The organism is Kitasatospora sp. MAA4, assembly GCF_029893355.1.
GTDB lineage: Bacteria > Actinomycetota > Actinomycetes > Streptomycetales > Streptomycetaceae > Kitasatospora.
This window is the reverse complement of record NZ_JARZAI010000002.1, coordinates 68,233-82,793: the sequence shown is the minus strand read 5'-3', so window position 1 is coordinate 82,793 and position 14,561 is coordinate 68,233. Positions and strand designations below refer to the sequence as shown.

The following is a 14,561-nucleotide window of genomic DNA, read 5'->3' as shown; positions in this document are numbered from 1 at the left end:
CTACGTACGGCGTACGTTGCTAAGATGGGTTCCGAGGTGATCTTCCGTGCCGTCCAGCAAGACCCCGTCCAGCGCCAGCACTCCCGAGCTGATCTGGCTGCGCCCCGAACGCACCGGACGCGGGCCGCGACCCGCGCACAGCCGCGCCTCGATCGCCGCCGCCGCGGTCGCGCTGGCCGACGCCGAGGGCCTGAGCGCCGTCTCGATGCGCCGGATCGCCGCCGAGCTCGGCGCCGGGACGATGTCGCTCTACAACTACGTCCCGAAGAAGGAACACCTCTTCGACCTGATGGTGGACGCGGTGACCGGCGAGTACCGGTTCCCGGACCGGCCGTCCGGCGATGTCCGGGCCGACCTACGGGAGTTGGCACACCAGCAGCTCGCCATCATGCGGCGCCACCCGTGGGCGGCGACCGTCGTGGTCACCCGCCCCTCACTGGGACCGAACGGCCTGCGCTTCGCCGAGTACTACCTCGCCGTGATGGACCCCGTGCCGTTCGACAGCGGGACGAAGCTGGAGGTGATGTCCCTCCTGAACGGCTTCGTCTGCCAGTTCGCCGAGTGGGAGCGCGGCGGCCTCTCCCCCGGGCAGGATCGCGAACAGGGGCAGCGCGAGCTGGTCGAGTACATGGTCCAGGCCGTGATGACCGGCCAGTATCCGCAACTGGCCGCGGCGTTGTCCTCCGGCGGCGCCCCGGCCGACCCGGACAGCGTCTTCGAGCGCTCGCTCTGCCGGGTCCTCACGGCGATGCTCAGCCCGCTCGACCCGCACTGACCCCCTGGCCCAGCGCCGCGGCGATCCCGGCCCGCATCACCCGGCGGGTCTCCACCGCGCGCCGCCGCCGGCTGCCCCAGCCGAGCCGCTCGGGCTTCCCGTAGCGGCGCTCGTGGATGTCCCGCACCAGCCAGGCGGAGACACCCAACTCCCCCAGCAACGGGATGGCCTGACCCTTCGTCAGCAGCCGCCCGTCGCGCAGCGTCGTGGTACCGCGGGCCAGCGTGAGCAGACCCACGTCCACCCAGACGTCGTCCAGCCAACGGCGCCAGGCCTCGGTGGCCGGCAGCCAGTACTCCCGCAGGTCGGTGCGGATGAACTCGGCGAGCACCTGGTCGCTCACCGGCGGCACCATCGCCTCAGCGTGCTCACCGTGCAACGTCCGCCCGCCCAGCAGCAGTTCGCGCCGGGTCACCGGCGTCACCGGGCGCTCCAGCAGGTCCTGGTGGGCCCAGGTGAGGTGACGGCGCTCGGGGTCGGCCAGCTCGTCGCGCACCAGGTACGAGCAGTTCAGCCGGGCCGCGAGCGGCAGTTCGGCCTGCAGGGCCCGGTGCATCGTGCACAGGGCAGCCCGCAGGCGCTCGTCCGGCGCCGACTCGACCACCGCGAGCATGTCGAGATCACTGCGGCCCTGCCGGTAGTCCCCCAGCGCCAGCGACCCGTGCGCCCAGACCGCCGACACGGGTGCCACATCGACCAGTTCGTCGACGAAGCGCCGGATCAGCTGCTCGGTCTCCTCGTCCCGCACGTCCCCCATGGTGGCAGTCTGCCACCACCACCGGGGTCTGCGGGCCCGCTCAGCCGATCAGGACGTGCGGCGCAGCAGCGCGAGGTACATCGCGTCGGTGCTGTGCAGGTGCGGCCAGAGCTGCACGTCCGGCCCCGCGCCGAGCGCGGGGACACCGGGCAGCAGCGGCCGGGCGTCGATCCACTCCAGACCCACCTCGCCGCGCAGCACGTCGTCCACCACCGCGCGGGTCTCGGCCAGGTGCGGCGAGCAGGTCGCGTAGCCGATCACCCCGCCGACCCGCACCGAGTCGATCGCCGAGCGCAGCAGGTCGCGCTGGAGCTGGCCGAAGCCCGCGATGTCCTCGGGCCGGCGCCGCCAACGCGCCTCCGGGCGACGGCGCAGCGCGCCGAGGCCCGAGCACGGGACGTCCACCAGCGCCCGGTCGAAGCTGCCCGGCCGCCAGGCCGGCCGGGTGCCGTCGGCGGCGATCACCGTGTACGGACCGGGGTTGCCGTCCAGGGCGCGCGCCACCAGTCGGGCGCGGTGCGGCTGCTTCTCGGAGGCCACCAGGGCCGCGCCGCGCTCGGCGGCCAGCGCGCCGAGCAGCGCGGCCTTGCCGCCGGGGCCCGCGCAGCCGTCCAGCCAGAGCCGGTCGGAGCCCTCGATCGGCGCCGCCGCCAGCGCGAGGGCGACCAGCTGGCTGCCCTCGTCCTGGACGCCGACCCGGTTCTCCTTGATGACGTCCAGCTCGCCCGGGTCGCCGCCCTCGGCGAGCCGCACCGCGTACGGCGACCAGCGGCCGGGCTCGCTCTCCGGCAGCGCCTCGGCGAGCTCGGCGGCGGTGGCGCGACCGGGCCGGGCCACCAGGGTGACCTCGGGGCGCTCGTTGTCGGCGCGCAGCAGTTCCTCGATGTCCGCGCGCCCGCAGGCGTCGGGCTGCCAGCGGCCGAGCGAGTCCCAGAGCGAGGAGACCACCCAGCGCGGGTGCGAGTGGACGACGGCGAGGTGGTCCTCGGCGTCCTTCTCGAAGGGCGGGGCGACCTGGGCGATCCAGGCGTCCAGGTCCTTGGCGCTGATCCGGCGCAGCACGGCGTTGACGAACTTCGCCTTCCCGTCGCCGAGCACCGCCCGGGCCAGCTCGACGGTGGCCGAGACCGCCGCGTGGCTGGGGATCCGGGTGGCGAGCAGCTGGTGCGCACCCAGCGACAGCACGTCGAGCACCGGCGGGTCGACCTCGCGCAGCGGCCGGTCGATGCAGGCGGCGATGATCGCGTCGTAGCTGCCCTGAAGGCGCAGCGTCCCGTAGACGAGCTCGGTGGCCAGGGCCGCGTCGCGGCGGTCCATGCCCTTCTGCTCGGCCTCGCGCAGCAGCGAGGGCAGGATCAGGTTGGCGTAGGCGTCGCGCTCGTCGACGGCCCGCAGGGCCTTGAACGCGACCAGGCGCGCCGGGTCCTTCTTGGGACGGCGGTGCGGACGCGGGGGGCGCTTGGCGCTGGCGGCGGGGGTGCTCACGGGAAACCTCAAGGTGCTACGGAGTTATCGGGAAACAGGGGTTCAAACAAGCGGTCAGACGCCGAGCAGTTCCCCGCTCTCGATCCGGACCCCACGCGCCCAGTCTGCCGCCCGCATCGGCTTCTTGCCCTGCGGCTGGACCTCGCCCAGCTCGATCTCGTGGCTCCCGGTGCCGACCCGGACGCTGTTCTTGCTCACCGCGAGCTCGCCGGGGGGCAGCTCGCTGCTGTCGGTCAGCAGCTTCACCGGGCCGGAGAGCTTGAGCCGCTCGCCGCGGAAGGTGGTCCAGGCGCCGGGCGCCGGGGCGCAGCCGCGCACCAGGCGGTCGATCCGCAGGGCCGGGTGCGTCCAGTCGATCCGGGCGTCCTCGACGTTGATCTTGGGGGCGAGGGTGATCCCCTCGGTGGGCTGCGGGACGGCCTGCAGGACGCCCTCGGCGATGCCGTCCATGGTCGCGGTCAGCAGCCGGGCACCGGCGTGCGAGAGGCGGGTGAGCAGCTCGCCGCTGGTGTCGGTGGGCCGGATCTCCTCGGTCAGGATGCCGAAGACCGGACCGGAGTCCAGGCCCCGCTCGATCCGGAAGGTGGAGGCGCCGGTCACCTCGTCGCCGGCCAGCACCGCGTGCTGCACCGGGGCGGCGCCGCGCCAGGCCGGCAGCAGCGAGAAGTGCAGGTTGACCCAGCCGTGCCGCGGGATCTCCAGGGCCGGCTCGCGCAGCAGCGCGCCGTAGGCGACCACCGGGCAGCAGTCGGGGGCCAGCTCGGTCAGTCGGGCCAGGAACTCCGGTTCGCTCGGCTTCGCGGGCTTGAGGACCTCGATCCCGGCCTCCTGCGCACGCTGCCCCACCGGGCTGGCCACCAGCTTGCGGCCGCGCCCGGCGGGTGCGTCGGGGCGGGTCACCACGGCGACCACCTCGTGCTGGTCGGAGGCGAGCAGCGCCTCCAGGGCGGGGACGGCGACCTCGGGGGTTCCGGCGAAGACGAGACGCAAGTCACGGGCCTTTCAAGAAAGTGGAGGGGAGTCGAGGATCTTCAGCGGACCGAGCCGAAGGTGCTGTGCGGCGATATCCGCACCTCGGGGACCGGACCGCTGCCCCAGTCGGCCTCGCGGATCGCCCGCAGCGCCTCCTTGCGCAGCTCGCGGTCCAGCCGGTCGATGAAGATGATCCCGTCCAGGTGGTCGGTCTCGTGCTGGATGCAGCGGGCCAGCAGCTCGGTGCCCTCGATGGTCACCGCGTCGCCGTACTGGTTGAAGCCGCGGGCCACCACCCCGTACGCGCGCTTGGTGTCGAAGCGCAGCCCGGGCAGCGAGAGGCAGCCCTCGGGGCCGTCCTGCTCCTCCTCGGTGAGCGAGAGGTCGGGGTTGATCAGGTGCCCGATCACGCCGTCCACGTGGTAGGTGAACACCCGCAGCGAGACGCCGAGTTGGGGCGCGGCCAGGCCTGCACCGGGGGCGTCCAGCATGGTCTCGGTCAAGTCCTTGACCAGGGTGCGCAGTTCCTTGTCGAAGGTGGTGACCGGTTGTGCCGTGGCACGCAGGACCGGGTCGCCGAAGATCCGGATCGGCTGGATCGGCACGGTGGCGGGCTCCTCGTCGGGGGTCGACTGCTGGGGTTTCTCGATGGCTTTCAACGGCAGCACACCAGTCTATGCGGTGCTCCGAGCGGTCCGGTCGACAGATCTGGCATATCCCGGATCGGTGTGACGCGTGACCCCGGACCCTGCTTCGGCGTTGGTCAAGTGAGATTGACCGTGAGTTCACCGGGCCGGCGCGAGGCCCCATTCACTTGCACGGAAGGTGGCCTGAGCACGATGGCCGAGCAGATCAACCACGACACCCGGGCACGGGCGAGCCTGCACCTGCTGGTGCGCGACATCGAACGCGTCCGCCGCCAGGTCGACGCCCTACGCACCCTCACCGCCCAACTGGGCAACGTCTACCGGCCGCGGCGCCCCAGCAGCTCCGGCGGCTTCGTGGTCTACGGGCGGGCCCCGGCCCCGACCGTGCGCCTGGCCCAGGAGCTGCGCGAGAGCGTGGAGACCCTGGTCGCCGCGGCCGTCGAGTTCGACCGGGCGCTCGGCTTCTCCTGGGACTCGGTGGGCTCCGCCCTCGGGGTCACCAAGCAGGCGGTGCACCGGCGGTACGGCATGCGCCGCTCGGCGACCGAGCTGCTGGGTGCGGCCGGCGCGCCGCTGACCGCGACGGTCCCGGCCCCGGGCGGGCCGCGCGACGACTGCCTCTCGGAGGAGTCGGCGCCGATCACCCCGGCGGCGCTGCGCGAGGAGGCGGCCGCCAACCCGATGCCGCTGGCCCGGGCCGTACCGGCGGCCCGGCAGGGCGGGATGCCGCAGCACCCGGGGGCGCGCGTGGGCCGCTGAGCGCCCCACACTCCGCGGAGTGCTCCAGTTGGAGCGCCCCCGCCAGGGCCGTCAGCCGATGTCGATCGGGTCGATCCTGACCTTGACCGGATCGGGTGTGCGCAGCGCCACCCGGGCGATCTGCGCCGCCTTCAGTGCAGCGGCCAGCGCGCCGCCCTGACCGGGGTTCACCCGCAGCAGCGCACGCTCCTGCTCCTCGCCGCGTCCCCCCGGGGCGGGGAGCGGGATCGGGCCCAGGATGTCGGTCCCCTCCGGCAGCCGGGTGAGCGCCAGCAGATCGGCGACCGCGCTCGGCGACCCGGCCACCGAGGCCATCCGGGAGACCGGTGGGAAGTGCAGCTGGGCCCGCTCCTCCAGCTCGACGGCCGCGTGGCCGGCCGGGTCCCAGCGGACCAGCGCCTGCACCGGCCGCGCCGTCGGCTCCGCCACGACCACCACCACACCCCCCGCACCGGCCGGCCGGACCAGCGCGGCCGCCGCCAGCCAGAGCCGCAGCGCCTCCTCGCCGGCCCGCAGGTCGGGACGGCCGAGCAGGGCCCAGCCGTCCAGCAGCAGGGCCGCGGCATAACCGCCCTCGGCCACCGGTTCGGCGCCGGGCGTGCAGATCACCAGCGCGGGCTCCGGGCCGACGGTGGCCAGCACCGCGTCCCGCCCCGAGGTGCGCACCGGGGTCTGCGGGAACGCCTTGCCCAGCTCCTCCGCCGTCCGCCGGGCGCCCACCACCTGCGCCCGCAGCCGGAACGATCCGCACTCGGCGCAGTGCCAGTCCGCCTCCTCCACTCCGCACCAGGAGCAGCACAGCGCGCGCCCCGCCGCGGTGGCCTCCAGCGGGCCGACGCAGTGCCGGCAGCGGGCCGGAGTCCGGCAGCGGTCGCAGGCCAGCCGCGGCACGTACCCGCGCCGCGGCACCTGGACCAGCACCGGACCGCTGCGCAGCGCCTCGCGGGCCACCTGCCAGGCGACCGACGGCAGCCGGGCGGCCTGCGCGGCGGCGTCCCGCGCCTGGTCGCCGTCGCCGACGGTACGGACCCGGGGCGCGGCCTCGCGCACCGCCGCCCGGTCGGCCGCCAGCGGCCGGGCCCAGCCGGTGCGCAGCAGCTGCGCGCCCTCCACGGTCGTCGCGAGGCCGCCGAGCAGCACCGCGGCGCCCTCCTCGGCCGCCCGCAGCAGCGCCACCTCGCGCACGTGCGGATGCGGGGCGCGCGGGTCGCTGTGGCTACTGTCACCGTCCGACCAGACCACCACCAGGCCGAGGTCGCGCACCGGCGCGAACATGGTGGCCCGGGTGCCGATCGCGGCACGCACCGAGCCGCGGCTGACGGTCAGCCAGCGCCGGTAGCGCTCCTTGGGGCCGAGGTCGGCGGTCAGCGTGGCGTGCCGACCGGGGCCGAGCAGCGCGGTCAGCGCCTCGTCCACCCGGGCCACCGCGCGCCCGTCCGGCAGGACGACCACGGCGCCGCGCCCGGCGGCCAGCGTGTTGGCGACGGCGAGCGCGATCTCACCCGGCCAGTCGGGCCCGGGCAGCGCCGTCCAGACCGCGCGCGGGGCGTGGCCGGCGGCGAGCGAGGCGAGGAACTCGGGCCCGTGCGGGTAGCGGCTCCAACTGCCCGGCGGCAGCGCGGCGGGGGGCGCCAGCGGCTCGGGTGAGGGCTCGGCCTCGGCCTTGGCGTGCCGGGGCGGCACGGCGAGCTGGAGCACGTCGGCGAGCGTGCCCGCGTAGCGGTCGGCGACCTTGCGGCTGAGCCGCAGCAGAGCGGGCGTCAGGACCTGCTCGGGCGAGAGCACCTGGGCCAGCGGGGCGAGCGGCCCGGCGTAGTCGCTGGCGGCCAGGCGCTCGACCACGAAGCCGTCGTGCAGCTCGCCGCCCTCGCGGCGGCCGGCCACCACCCGCGCGCCGAACCGGACCCGGACCCGGGTGCCGGGCTGGGCGTCCTCGGCCATCGTGGCCGGCACGGCGTAGTCGAAGAACTGGTCGAGGTGCAGCAGGCCCTTGTCGACCACCACCCGCGCCACTGGCAGCTCGGCCGCCCGCTGCGCACCCCGCCACGTCCGGGGCTTGGCCTTGCGCACCGTCTCCCGGATGAGCGCGAGCTGCTCGGGAGGCCCGCCGGCAGTGGGGTCGTCGGTGCTCATGGATCCAGTCGTACCAGAAAGCTCTGACAGAAACGCCACGGGCGGCGGCCACCCCAGCCGGGGTGGGCCGCCGCCCGCGGATCGGACTCGAATGCGTTACGCGCCCGCGGCAGCCTTCAGCAGCTCCGCGCGGTCGGTGCGCTCCCAGGTGAAGTCCGGCAGCTCACGGCCGAAGTGGCCGTAAGCGGCGGTCTGGGCGTAGATCGGGCGCAGCAGGTCCAGGTCGCGGATGATCGCGGCCGGGCGCAGGTCGAAGACCTGGGTGACGGCCTCCTGGATCTTCAGCACCGGGACGGTCTCGGTGCCGAAGGTCTCCACGAACAGGCCCACCGGCTCGGCCTTGCCGATCGCGTACGCGACCTGCACCTCGGCGCGGGTGGCGAGGCCCGCCGCGACGATGTTCTTGGCGACCCAGCGCATCGCGTAGGCGGCCGAGCGGTCGACCTTGGACGGGTCCTTGCCCGAGAAGGCGCCGCCGCCGTGGCGGGCCATGCCGCCGTAGGTGTCGATGATGATCTTGCGGCCGGTCAGGCCGGCGTCGCCCATCGGGCCGCCGATCTCGAAGCGGCCGGTCGGGTTGACCAGCAGCCGGTAGTCGCCGACCTCCAGGTCGATGCCGTCCTCGGCGAGGCGCTTGAGCTCCGGCTCCACGACGAACTCGCGGATGTCGGGCGCGAGCAGCGAGTCGAGGTCGATGTCCGAGGCGTGCTGCGAGGAGACCACCACGGTGTCCAGGCGGAACGCCTTGTCGCCGTCGTACTCGATGGTGACCTGGGTCTTGCCGTCGGGGCGCAGGTACGGGATGGTCCCGTTCTTGCGGACCTCGGAGAGCCGGCGGGCGAGGCGGTGGGCCAGCGTGATCGGCAGCGGCATCAGCTCGGGCGTGTCCGTGCACGCGTAACCGAACATCAGGCCCTGGTCGCCGGCGCCCTGCTTGTCGAGGTCGTCCTCATCACCTTCGACGCGCGACTCGTACGCGGTGTCGACACCCTGGGCGATGTCCGGGGACTGCGCGCCGATGGACACCGAGACGCCGCAGGAGGCGCCGTCGAAGCCCTTCTTCGAGCTGTCGTACCCGATCTCCAGGATCTTCTCGCGCACGAGCTGCGCGATCGGCGCGTACGCCTTCGTGGTCACCTCGCCGGCGATGTGCACCAGGCCGGTGGTGATCAGCGTCTCCACGGCGACCCGGGAGGTCGGGTCGTCCTTGAGGAGGGCGTCGAGGATGGTGTCGCTGATCTGGTCAGCGATCTTGTCGGGGTGTCCCTCGGTGACGGACTCCGACGTGAACAGGCGGCGAGACACAGCGCTCCCTGGGGTTGCAGCGGCTGCTGACTGAACGCTCCCGGCCGGGCCGGGGCATCCGGAAAGACTTGATGCCTGGAGTGTAACGGGCAGGTCCCGGCGTTCGACACTGTCTCCATCACTTGGCCGGTTCCCGTCTCACCCACTGGTCACTTGAGTCGCTGCGCCACCAGGTCCCAGAGGATGTCCGCCAGGGCTTCCTTCGGACCGTGCGGGACGACCGTCTCCGAGCCGTCCGACCCCAGGATGACGGCTTCGTTCGTATCAGCACCAAAAGCCCGGCCCGCGCCGACCTCGTTCACCACCAGGAGGTCGCAGCCTTTTCGGGTGAGCTTGGCCCGTCCGTGTTCCAGGGCGTGGTCGGTCTCGGCGGCGAAGCCCACCACCAGCTGGGCGGCGGACGCCCGGTGCGCGGAGAGCTCCGCCAGGATGTCGGGATTGCGGACCAGCGCCACCGGCGCGGGCTCCGCGCCCTCGACCTTCTTGATCTTGACGGCGGCGTACTCGGCGGGCCGGAAGTCGGCCACCGCGGCGGCCATCACCACCACGTCGGCGTCGGCCGCGGCCGCGAGGGCCGCCTCGCGCAGCTGGAGCGCCGTCGAGACCTTCACCACATCGACGCCGGCCGGGTCCGGCAGCTCGGTGTTGGCGGCCAGCAGAGTGACCCGGGCGCCGCGCGCGGCGGCGGTGGCGGCCAGCGCGTAGCCCTGCTTGCCGGAGGAGATGTTGCCCAGGAAGCGCACCGGATCCAGCGGCTCGCGGGTGCCGCCGCCGGAGACCACCACGTGACGGCCCGCCAGGTCCAGCGGCAGACCGCCGCGGGCCAGCACCAGCCGGCAGGCCTCGAAGATCGCCCCCGGATCGGGCAGCCGGCCCTTGCCGGTGTCCACCCCGGTGAGCCGGCCGACCGCGGGCTCCAGCACGATCGCGCCGCGCCGGCGCAGCGTGGCGACGTTCTCCTGGGTCGCGGGGTGCTCCCACATCTCGGTGTGCATCGCCGGGGCGAAGACCACCGGACAGCGGGCGGTCAGCAGCGTGTTGGTCAGCAGGTCGTCGGCCAGGCCGTGGGCCGCCTTGGCGAGCAGGTCGGCGGTGGCGGGTGCGACCACCACCAGGTCGGCCTGCTGCCCGATCCGCACGTGCGGGACCTCGTGCACCCGCTCCCAGGTCTCGGTGGCCGCCGGGCGGCCGGAGAGCGCGGCCCAGGTCGCCTCGCCGACGAAGTGCAGCGAGGCCGCGGTGGGCACCACGGTCACCTGGTGGCCGGACTCGGTGAACCGGCGCAGCAGTTCGCAGGCCTTGTACGCGGCGATCCCGCCGCTGACTCCGAGGACGACACGGGGCTGGTGCATGGGCTGGTCCACTCCTCCACTGGGCTCGTGGTCACCCTATGGCACCACAGCAAAAGGCCCGCCGGAGGATCTCCAGCGGGCCCTTCACATAGGAAAATCAGGCGACGTCGACGGCCTCGGCCGTGAGCATGCCGGCGTTGATCTCGCGCAGCGCGATCGACAGCGGCTTCTCGTGCACGTGGGTGTCGACCAGCGGGCCGACGTACTCCAGGAGGCCCTCACCGAGCTGCGAGTAGTAAGCGTTGATCTGACGCGCGCGCTTGGCGGCGTAGATGACCAGGCTGTACTTCGAGTCGGTGGCCTCAAGAAGCTCGTCGATCGGCGGGTTGATGATGCCCTCGGGAGCAGTCATGGAAGAGGACACGCGAAAACCTTCCGAAAGATGGAAAAACAGAAATCTCAGCGAGCTGGCTCGATCTGATCGGGATCAGGAGAGATCACCATCAGAAGGATCAGATCAGGCTACACCGAGCAAGGTTAGCAGTTCGGCCGCCACCTGCTCGACGGAGGTGTTGACCAGCGTGGTGTCGAACTCCGGCTCGGCGGCCAGCTCGACCTTCGCCGCCGCCAACCGCTGCTCGATGACGTCCCGCTTCTCGGTGCCGCGGCCGGTGAGCCGGCGGACCAGCTCGTCCCAGCTCGGCGGGGCCAGGAAGACCAGCTGCGCCTCGGGCATCGACTCGCGCACCTGGCGGGCACCCTGCAGGTCGATCTCCAGCAGCACGGGTTCGCCGCGCTCCAGCCTCTCCTGCACGGCGGAGCGGGGTGTGCCGTAGCGGTTGCCGGCGAACACCGCCCACTCCAGCAGCTCGCCGTTGGCGATCAGCTTGTCGAACTCGTCGTTGTCGACGAAGTGGTAGTGGATCCCCTGCTGCTCGCCGGGCCTCGGGTGGCGGGTCGTCGCCGACACCGAGAGCCAGACCTCGGGGTGCTGCTGCCTCATATGAGCGACGACCGTGCTCTTGCCGACCCCCGAAGGGCCGGAGAGCACGGTCAGCCGCGGACGTTCACTCATGCCCCGATTATCCCGGATCGCGGACGAACCGGAGACCACCGGGTGGCGTCAGGATGCAGCGCCGCCGAACTCGCGCTCCAGGGAGGCGATCTGGTTGGTACCGAGGCCGCGCACCCGGCGGCTCTCGCTGATGCCGAGCCGCTCCATGATCTGCTTGGCGCGGACCTTGCCGACGCCCGGAAGGCTCTCCAGCAGCGCGGAGACCTTCATCTTGCCGATGACCTCGTTGTCGGCCTTGCCGGCCTTGATCACCTCGTGCAGGGAGGCTCCGGAGTGCTTGAGCCGGTTCTTCACCTCGGCGCGCTCCCGGCGAGCCTCGGCGGCCTTGGCCAGCGCAGCGGTGCGCTGTTCAGGGGTAAGGGGCGGAAGAGCCACGCCGTTCACCTCAGGGTCTGGAAGGAAATGAAGTGCTAGGACAGGTGGTGCCAGGGGCCTGCCGAAGTCGCTGGGGACTCCGGCCGAAGTGCGGCCACGTCGCTCTGACCTGCGAGAGCAACGCGAATCGCACCTCCAAGGGCACCTACCGCCGGACACTACCCGCATTGTGCGCCCACGTCAGGAAAAGAAGCCGAAAAGTCCTGGTCAGCCTAGGTAGGCCAGGACTTTTCGGGAGAAATCGGCCGGGTTTGGCCCCTGTTCGTCAAGCGACTGTGACGGGCCTCACATCGCCGCCGCGGCGTACTCCTCGACGAAGCGCTGCGCGGCCTGGCGCAGCGCGCTCACCGACGGCCCGTGCTTGAGGACGTCCCGGCTGACGCTGGGCACCACGTTGCGGACCTCGGCACCGAAGACCCGCGGCAGGTCGGCCATGGTCGCCCCCTGGGCGCCGATGCCGGGGGCCAGCAGGGGTCCGTTGATCGCCAGGTCCGCGCCCGCGTCGGCCAGCGTCGCGCCGACCACCGCGCCGAAGGAGCCCAGCGGCTCGGCGCCCTTGTTCTCGGCCGCCAGCCGGTTCAGCACGCCCTGCGCCACGCTCACGCCGTCCGGACCCACCGCCCGCTGCACCTCGAAGCCCTCGGGGTTGGAAGTGAGGGCCAGCGCGAAGACGCCGGCGTCGTTGGCGCGGGCCAGGTCCAGCGCGGGCTGCAGCGAGCCGAAGCCCAGGTAGGGGCTGACCGTCACGGCGTCCGAGAAGAGCGGGCTGCCGGGCGACAGGAAGGCCTCCGCGTAGGCGGCCATGGTGGAGCCGATGTCGCCGCGCTTGGCGTCCATCAGCACCAGCGCGCCGGCCGCCCGGGCGTCGGCCACGCTGCGCTCCAGGACGGCGACGCCCTTGCTGCCGAAGCGCTCGAAGAAGGCGGCCTGCGGCTTGAGCACGGCGACCCGGTCGGCCAGCGCCTCGACCACCGTGCGGCTGAACGTCTCCAGACCGGCCAGGTCGTCGCCCAGCCCCCAGGCGGCGAGCAGCGCTGCGTGCGGGTCGATGCCGACGCAGAGCTGGCCGCGGGTGTCCATCGCGTGGCGCAGCCGGGTACCGAAGGTGGTCATGAATGCCTTCCAGACTCTAGAGAGGGCGGTGGGCGAGTCCCACCGCGTCGGTGTACTTGGCGAAGCCCCGGGCAGCCAGCTCGGCGCGCAGCTCGTCCAGGATCCGAAGCGGGGCGCCGGGGTCGTTGAAGAGCGCGGTGCCGACGGCCACCCCGGAGGCCCCGGCGAGGGTGAACTCCAGCGCGTCCCGCCCGCTGCGGATGCCGCCCATGCCGAGGATCGGCACCGGCGGGATCCGCTCGGCGAGCATCGCCGCGTGCACCTGGTAGACGCAGCGCAGCGCGATCGGCCGCAGCGCCGGGCCGGAGAGCCCACCGGTGCCGTCGGCCAGCGCGGGGCGCATGGTCTCCAGGTCGACGACCATCCCGAGGGCGGTGTTGATCATCGAAAGCCCGTCGGCCCCGGCCTGCACGCAGGCCGCGGCGATCTCGGTGATCGAGGTGACGTCGGGCGAGAGCTTGGCGTAGACCGGCAGTTCGGGGTCGGTGACCTTGCGGACCGCGCGGACCACGTCGTACGAGGTGGCGGGGTTGCTGGCGAAGAACAGGCCGCGGTCGGCCGTGTTCGGGCAGGAGATGTTGAGCTCGATGCCGGCCACCCCGGGCTGCCCGTTCAGCCGCTCCACCAGCGCGGCGAACTCCTCGAGCCGCTCCCCCGCGATCGAGACCAGCACCCGGGCGCCGCGCTCGGCCAGCCAGGGAAGCTCCTGGCGGACGAAGGCGTCGATGCCCGAGCCCGGCATCCCGATCGAGTTGAGCATCCCGGACGGCGTCTCGGCCAGCCGCGGGGTGGCCCGCCCGGAGCGCGGGTACGGCATGATCGTCTTGGTGGTGACGGTGCCCAGCGCGTCCAGCGGCACGAAGCGCGCCAGCTCCCGCCCGTACCCGGCGCAGCCGGCCGCGGTGCTCAGCGGGTTGGGCAGCACCGTGGAGCCGAGCGGGGCACTGAGGTCGACATCCTGCGGCTGCATCAGCTGACTCCCATCGCAGCGGCGCCTTCGAGGTCGGGGGGAACGGTACCGATGTCGGCCCAGCGGACCCGGGCGCCGTCGAAGACCGGCCCGTCGGTGCAGGACCGGACGAAGCGGCTGACGCCGTCCTCGCCGACCACCGGCAGCACGCAGGTCATGCAGATCCCGACCCCGCAGGCCATCGCCGCCTCGACCGCGACGTGACTGCGCACCTCCAGCTCCGCCGCGATCTCGCCGACCGCCCGGAGCATCGGGATCGGTCCGCCCGCGTAGACGACGCTCGCCTCGATGGCGCCGACGGCCTGCGCCAGCGGGTCGGTGACCTGGCCGGCCATCCCGGCCGAGCCGTCCGCGGTGAGCACCAGGACGTCCCGGGTGAGCTCGCGGGCCTGCGCCACGCCGAGGAGCCGGTCCGCGGACGCAGCGCCGAGAATGAAGCCGACCTGCCCGCCGCGCCGCTGGATCTCGGCGGCCAGACCGAACAGCACCGCGCTGTGGTGGCCCTCGGCCACCAGCAGGGCGCTGACCGGGCCGTCCGGCAGCGGGAACGGGGTGCCGAGCGGGGCGATCAGGTCCAGCGACTCGCCCGGCTCGGCCGCGGCCAGCCGGCGGGTGCCCGCGCCGCGCGCGGCCACCACCAGCTCGATCGTCCCGGCCTCGGGGTCGGCGCGGTGGATCGAGAACGCCCGGCGCAGCAGCATCGCGGAGTCCGGCCCGCCCACCGCCAGGGTGGCGAAGTGGCCCGGCCGGGCCCGCTCCGGCACCCCGGGGGCGCGCAGCACCAGGCGGTGGTACGCGCCGTCGGGGACGCATCTGAGCACCTCGGCCCGCAGGTGCAGGGGATTGGCCATGCGAGGACACCTTTCGACGGCCGTGAGCCCGGTTGGCGTTCGAACTCTCCCA

General features: G+C 73.2%; 15 protein-coding genes. 2 read left to right on the top strand and 13 right to left on the bottom strand.

All coding sequences use genetic code 11. The annotated features are described in order from the left end of the window. The first annotated feature begins 46 nt into the window (after window positions 1-46). On the top strand, window positions 47-775 hold the full coding sequence (locus P3T37_RS02810; RefSeq protein ID WP_280721767.1) for a TetR/AcrR family transcriptional regulator: 729 nt from the start codon (window positions 47-49) through the stop codon (window positions 773-775). On the opposite strand, the gene P3T37_RS02805 is transcribed toward P3T37_RS02810, so the two are convergent. Genes P3T37_RS02805 through def form a run of 4 tightly spaced genes read right to left on the bottom strand, consistent with a single transcriptional unit; the run spans window position 753 to window position 4,594 of the window. Further along, entirely contained in the window at window positions 753-1,532 is a 780-nt protein-coding gene (locus P3T37_RS02805) for a nucleotidyltransferase domain-containing protein (RefSeq protein WP_280721766.1), read from the bottom strand. The genes P3T37_RS02810 and P3T37_RS02805 overlap by 23 nt on opposite strands. Window positions 1,533-1,580: 48 nt before the next feature. Continuing rightward, the gene (locus tag P3T37_RS02800) at window positions 1,581-3,017 is read right to left on the bottom strand and encodes a transcription antitermination factor NusB (protein ID WP_280721765.1); all 1,437 of its coding nucleotides are present in this window, start codon (window positions 3,015-3,017) and stop codon (window positions 1,581-1,583) included. A 54-nt stretch (window positions 3,018-3,071) separates the two neighbouring features. Then, a complete protein-coding gene (gene fmt, locus P3T37_RS02795; protein WP_280721764.1) occupies window positions 3,072-4,007 on the bottom strand; it encodes a methionyl-tRNA formyltransferase in 936 nt (311 codons plus the stop codon). Window positions 4,008-4,048: 41 nt separating this feature from the next. Next, window positions 4,049-4,594 (bottom strand): peptide deformylase, encoded by a 546-nt coding sequence (def, locus tag P3T37_RS02790; RefSeq protein WP_348533209.1) that lies wholly within the window; start codon window positions 4,592-4,594, stop codon window positions 4,049-4,051. A gap of 234 nt (window positions 4,595-4,828) precedes the next feature. On the opposite strand from def, the gene P3T37_RS02785 reads away from it, so the two are divergent. Continuing rightward, window positions 4,829-5,395: a hypothetical protein gene (locus tag P3T37_RS02785; RefSeq protein WP_280721762.1), complete on the top strand. Its 567-nt coding sequence runs from the start codon at window positions 4,829-4,831 to the stop codon at window positions 5,393-5,395. Between the two features lie 51 nt (window positions 5,396-5,446). On the opposite strand, the gene P3T37_RS02780 is transcribed toward P3T37_RS02785, so the two are convergent. The 9 genes from P3T37_RS02780 to P3T37_RS02740 form a co-directional block, all read right to left on the bottom strand. Next, complete coding sequence (locus tag P3T37_RS02780; RefSeq protein ID WP_280721761.1) at window positions 5,447-7,528, bottom strand: primosomal protein N'; 2,082 nt, start codon at window positions 7,526-7,528, stop codon at window positions 5,447-5,449. Window positions 7,529-7,624: 96 nt separating this feature from the next. Further along, on the bottom strand, window positions 7,625-8,833 hold the full coding sequence (gene metK / locus P3T37_RS02775) for a methionine adenosyltransferase (protein ID WP_280721760.1): 1,209 nt from the start codon (window positions 8,831-8,833) through the stop codon (window positions 7,625-7,627). A 149-nt stretch (window positions 8,834-8,982) separates the two neighbouring features. Beyond that, window positions 8,983-10,185 (bottom strand): bifunctional phosphopantothenoylcysteine decarboxylase/phosphopantothenate--cysteine ligase CoaBC, encoded by a 1,203-nt coding sequence (gene coaBC / locus P3T37_RS02770; RefSeq protein WP_280721759.1) that lies wholly within the window; start codon window positions 10,183-10,185, stop codon window positions 8,983-8,985. A gap of 97 nt (window positions 10,186-10,282) precedes the next feature. Beyond that, a complete protein-coding gene (gene rpoZ / locus P3T37_RS02765) occupies window positions 10,283-10,549 on the bottom strand; it encodes a DNA-directed RNA polymerase subunit omega (protein WP_035795751.1) in 267 nt (88 codons plus the stop codon). A gap of 93 nt (window positions 10,550-10,642) precedes the next feature. Next, a complete protein-coding gene (gene gmk, locus P3T37_RS02760; protein WP_280721758.1) occupies window positions 10,643-11,200 on the bottom strand; it encodes a guanylate kinase in 558 nt (185 codons plus the stop codon). Window positions 11,201-11,248: 48 nt separating this feature from the next. After that, the gene (gene mihF, locus P3T37_RS02755) at window positions 11,249-11,575 is read right to left on the bottom strand and encodes an integration host factor, actinobacterial type (RefSeq protein ID WP_035795753.1); all 327 of its coding nucleotides are present in this window, start codon (window positions 11,573-11,575) and stop codon (window positions 11,249-11,251) included. A 285-nt stretch (window positions 11,576-11,860) separates the two neighbouring features. Beyond that, window positions 11,861-12,688 (bottom strand): orotidine-5'-phosphate decarboxylase, encoded by an 828-nt coding sequence (gene pyrF, locus P3T37_RS02750; protein WP_280721757.1) that lies wholly within the window; start codon window positions 12,686-12,688, stop codon window positions 11,861-11,863. Window positions 12,689-12,704: 16 nt separating this feature from the next. After that, a complete protein-coding gene (locus P3T37_RS02745) occupies window positions 12,705-13,658 on the bottom strand; it encodes a dihydroorotate dehydrogenase (protein ID WP_280721756.1) in 954 nt (317 codons plus the stop codon). Next, window positions 13,658-14,509 carry a dihydroorotate dehydrogenase electron transfer subunit gene (locus P3T37_RS02740; protein ID WP_280721755.1) on the bottom strand — a complete coding sequence of 284 codons (852 nt, stop codon included), beginning with the start codon at window positions 14,507-14,509 and terminating at the stop codon, window positions 13,658-13,660. Before P3T37_RS02740 ends, P3T37_RS02745 begins: the two co-directional genes overlap by 1 nt. Between the last annotated feature and the right edge of the window lie 52 nt (window positions 14,510-14,561).

Bases quoted from the DNA above. Each gene is read 5' to 3' on its own strand.
- P3T37_RS02805 (WP_280721766.1), bottom strand. From the start codon at position 1,532: ATGGGGGACGTGCGGGACGAGGAGACCGAGCAGCTGATCCGGCGCTTC.
- P3T37_RS02745 (WP_280721756.1), bottom strand. From the start codon at position 13,658: ATGCAGCCGCAGGATGTCGACCTCAGTGCCCCGCTCGGCTCCACGGTG.
- P3T37_RS02785 (WP_280721762.1), top strand. From the start codon at position 4,829: ATGGCCGAGCAGATCAACCACGACACCCGGGCACGGGCGAGCCTGCAC.
- coaBC (WP_280721759.1), bottom strand. From the start codon at position 10,185: ATGCACCAGCCCCGTGTCGTCCTCGGAGTCAGCGGCGGGATCGCCGCG.
- pyrF (WP_280721757.1), bottom strand. From the start codon at position 12,688: ATGACCACCTTCGGTACCCGGCTGCGCCACGCGATGGACACCCGCGGC.
- gmk (WP_280721758.1), bottom strand. From the start codon at position 11,200: ATGAGTGAACGTCCGCGGCTGACCGTGCTCTCCGGCCCTTCGGGGGTC.
- P3T37_RS02740 (WP_280721755.1), bottom strand. From the start codon at position 14,509: ATGGCCAATCCCCTGCACCTGCGGGCCGAGGTGCTCAGATGCGTCCCC.
- P3T37_RS02780 (WP_280721761.1), bottom strand. From the start codon at position 7,528: ATGAGCACCGACGACCCCACTGCCGGCGGGCCTCCCGAGCAGCTCGCG.